A 4,004-nucleotide genomic window follows, 5' to 3' on the forward strand; every position below is an offset into this window, starting at 1 on the left:
GCCTACTCGGCCCGCAACCGCTCGGCCTCGATCCGTATTCCCTATGTCGGCTCGCCCAAGGGCAAGCGCATCGAAGCCCGCTTCCCCGATCCGGCCGGCAACCCGTATCTCACCTTCACCGCGCTGCTCATGGCCGGTCTCGACGGTATCGCCAACAAGATCCATCCGGGCGATGCCATGGACAAGGACCTCTACGATCTGCCGCCGGAAGAGCTGAAAGACATACCCACCGTCAGCCGCAATCTGCGCGAGGCGCTGGAAAATCTCGATGCCGACCGCGCGTTCCTGAAAAAGGGCGGCGTCATGGATGACGACCAGATCGACGCCTATATCGACCTGAAGATGGAAGAGGTCAGCCGCATCGAACACCACCCGCACCCGGTGGAGTTCGAGCTTTACTACAAGGTCTAGCCGGACCTGCACCGAACGGATCAGCCCGCCGCACCCGCGGCGGGCTTTTTCGTGACTGACATCGAAAGATTACAAGCGCGCCTCAATGGTCGACGGGGGCAGAAGCATCGTCTAAGAGTCTCCATGGCTTACTGCGCCGGGTGCCAAACCCGGCCAGAGGGGAATGTCCGCCGGAGGGTCTGCATGCGCCGTCGTCTACTTGCCGCTGCATCGGTTGCAGTTCTGTCGTCCACTGCCGCTCTGGCGGACGAGGAAATCAGCACCGAGCGCACAACGCCGGTCCGCACCTCGGAAGCGGGTGACATAGTCATCACCTCCAGCGGCCGTGTGACACTGACCGGCAATCCCGGTCCGGCTGTCACGCTGGATTCCGATAATTCTGTCGAGACCCGCTCCGGCTCCAGCATCACCATCGAGGACCAGGACAACTCGACCGGCATTCTGGTGCAGGGTGGCCGTACGGGCGAGCTCGTCCATGCCGGCACCATCCAGCTGACCGATGAGGATATTGCCACTGGCACTCCGCTGGACGAGGCGATCGACCAGTTCACAACCGAAACCGGCAAGACCGGTATCCAGATCGGTTCAGCAGGCGAAGCTGCGTTCAATGGCGATGTGACCGTCGTCGGCAGCGTGTCCGTCACCGGCAATGATTCCTACGGCCTGCGCGTCGTGTCTGGCGTCAATGGCGATGTCACGATTGCAGGCACGACCTCCATCATCGGTGACAACAGCGTTGCGGCGTCGATCGAAGGCCCTGTCAGCGGCGATGTGGTCATTGCAAACGGTTCCAACGTCACCGGCACAGGCACCGGCTCCAGCGCGCTCTCCGTCAACGGCGATATTGGCGGCGGCGTCCGTATCGCCGGTTCGGTGCGCGCGGGCGGTTTCCGCATCGGTGAACGGGCCTTGCGCGAAATCTACGAAGCGCTTTCCGACCGTGAAGCGGGCGATGTTGCAGAGGACTCACGCCTCTCGGCAGGCTCCGTCATCATCGCCGGATCGGTTGTCGACGGCGTGTTCGTGGCAGGCGCAACCGATACGGCCACCGGCGGCAATGTTTCCAATTTCGGCAGCGCGCCCGCCTTCGCCGTGCAGCCAGGAGCCAATGCGACCGGTCCGGTCCGGCTGGGCGAGGTTGTCTACGAAGAACCCGATACCAGCGATGACGCCGAGGAGGGCGATACCGTCACCCGCAATCGCGGCTTTGGCCTCGTCAATGACGGCTTCATCAGCGCCAATGGCCTTTTCGACGGTGTCAGCGCAAACGCGATCCTGATCGCGGGGCGTGACGTCAACGGCAATATCCAGGCGGTCATTCTGGAAGCGGGCGGGTTTGAAAACACCGGCACCGTCACCTCGGTGGGCTATGACGCGGATTCAACGGCTGTGCGCCTGGGTGCAGGCGCGCAGATGGCCGGCTTCAACAATTCCGGCACCATCATCGCCAGCACCGCGCAAGGCTATGAGGATGATGGCTTCGCCGACGACACGCGTGGCACCGGAAGCTCCACGGCCCTTCACATCGAGGCCGGCGCCATGGTTGGCCGGATCGACAATTCCGGCACGCTGCGCGCCAACATCAATATCGAAGGCACGGGCGCAACGGCGATCCGCGTCGAGTCTAACAGCCTGCAAACCATTGCCAATACCGGCGCCATCACGGCCGATGTTTCCGACGCTCAGGACGGGCTGAACCCCACCCTCGTCGCCATCGACGCCAGCGCCATGACGGCGGGCCTCACTGTTTCGCAGTCGGCTCCTGCTGATGAAGATGCCAGCGATCCTTCGATCACGGGCGATATCCTGTTCGGCTCGGGCGCTGACACGCTCGAGATCACGGCTGGCACCGTCAATGGCAATGTCCATTTCGGCGCCGGTGCGGACAGCCTGATCCTGCGCAATGCCGAGCTGAACGGCCAGATTACATCGTCAGACGGCCAGCTCGCCATTGATGTGGAAGCAGCCACGCTGTCGCTGGGCCTGACAGGCCAGACGAACATTACCTCTGCCCGCTTCGGCGATGGCGCGACCTTGAATCTGGTGCTCGACGGCAATACCAGCGCCAACACCGCTCTGGTTGCAAGTGGACAGGTATCCTTCGAGCAAGGCTCCGAACTGGTCGTTTCCCTGTCCGAGCTGGTCGGTCAGAGCCGCACCTACCGGGTGCTGTCAGCCGGCACGCTCGTGGTGGCTGACGAGTCCGTAATCCTGGAAGCCGTCGACACGCCCTTCCTCTACAACGCGACCCTGCAACGCGACGCAAACGATCCTGACACGCTAGTCCTCAGCCTTGACCGCAAGACGGCAGGCGAGATCGGCTTCGATCCGAACCGCGCCGCCGTCTACGACGCGGCCCTCTCCCTGTTCGACGATGTCAGTTCGCTGGGCAATGCGATTGCGGCCATCCGTGATCAGGACGCCTTCTATCAGGCCTATGACCAGCTTCTGCCGGAATACGCCGCCAGCGCTATCCAGTTCGCGCTGGCCTCCCACGATGCTGCGTCAGGCGCCGTTTCCACGCGCCTGCGCAATGCACGCCTGTCACCGTCCGAGCTTGCCGGTCTGTGGATTCAGGAATTCGGATATTATGCCGACCGCGCCGAGAGCATTCTCGGCCCGGGCTATCGTGGTTATGGTCTCGGCGTTGCCGTCGGCCTCGACCGCCCGCTTGGTCCGTTCTACGCTGTAGGCGTGAGCGTTTCGGGCGCAGCCAGCGAGATCGAACAGGTCGGTCTGAACCACGATCCGATGACCAATCTGATGGGTCAGTTCTCCGGCTATGCCGCCATCGACCTTGGGGGCATCGACGCGTCCTTCATGGCGTCTGCCGGCTTCAACCGTTTCGAGACCGAGCGCCGCATCGGCATCGGCTCCTATACCGGTTCGACCTCAGCTGACTGGAATGGCTGGCACTACTCGCTGTCGGCACAGGCTGGCCGCGACATTCCGCTCGGCGCCTGGGTCGTCCGCCCTGAAGTCGCCCTGACCTATCTGTCGATTTCCGAAGACGGCTTCAACGAGATCGCTCTCGACAACACCGCCCCGGAACTCGCCCTTTATGTGGACAGCCGCACGACCAGCGCTCTCACCGGCGGTGCGACGATCACGGTCGGGCGCATGTTCAACCGGGCAGGAAGCTGGTGGCTGCCCTATGCCCGCGTCGGCTATCGCGGTGATTTCTCGGGCAATGCGGGCGAGACCACTGCCCGCTTTGGCGAGAACGGCAATCCGTTCACCCTGCGCGCTGCTGAACTGCCAAGCGCCGGTCTGCTTGCCGGTTTCGGCCTGTCGGCGGGGTCTGACTACACCACCTTCACCTTCGCCTACGATGCAGACTATCGAGACGACTACGTGAACCACGTCCTGCGTCTTGTCCTGCGGATGAACTTCTAGGCAGGTTTAACGCCTTTTAACCATGACCGGCGAAACTCCGGTCATGGTTTTGCGGCTCCTCCTCATTGCAGCCTTCCTGACGCTGGCAGCGGCGTGCAGTCATCGTGCGCCGCCTGCGCAGGCGCAAAATGCCTGCGCCATCTTTACCCAGTACCCCTCATGGCGGCGGGCGACCGAACGTGCAGAGCGCCGCTGGG

At 63.0% G+C, this 4,004-nt stretch carries 2 protein-coding genes and 1 pseudogene; all 3 read left to right on the forward strand.

All coding sequences use genetic code 11. The annotated features are described in order from the left end of the window. A pseudogene (gene glnA / locus ACTS2Z_RS08155) lies at nucleotides 1-411 on the forward strand (glutamine synthetase); the annotation flags it as partial. A gap of 183 nt (nucleotides 412-594) precedes the next feature. Further along, complete coding sequence (locus tag ACTS2Z_RS08160) at nucleotides 595-3,807, forward strand: autotransporter outer membrane beta-barrel domain-containing protein (RefSeq protein ID WP_442572719.1); 3,213 nt, start codon at nucleotides 595-597, stop codon at nucleotides 3,805-3,807. Nucleotides 3,808-3,850: 43 nt separating this feature from the next. Beyond that, nucleotides 3,851-4,004 (forward strand): transglycosylase SLT domain-containing protein (locus ACTS2Z_RS08165; protein ID WP_442572720.1); only part of this gene is annotated, 154 nt, incomplete at its 3' end.

The sequence above is a fragment of the Glycocaulis sp. genome (assembly GCF_052168375.1).
Classification (GTDB): Bacteria; Pseudomonadota; Alphaproteobacteria; order Caulobacterales; family Maricaulaceae; genus Glycocaulis.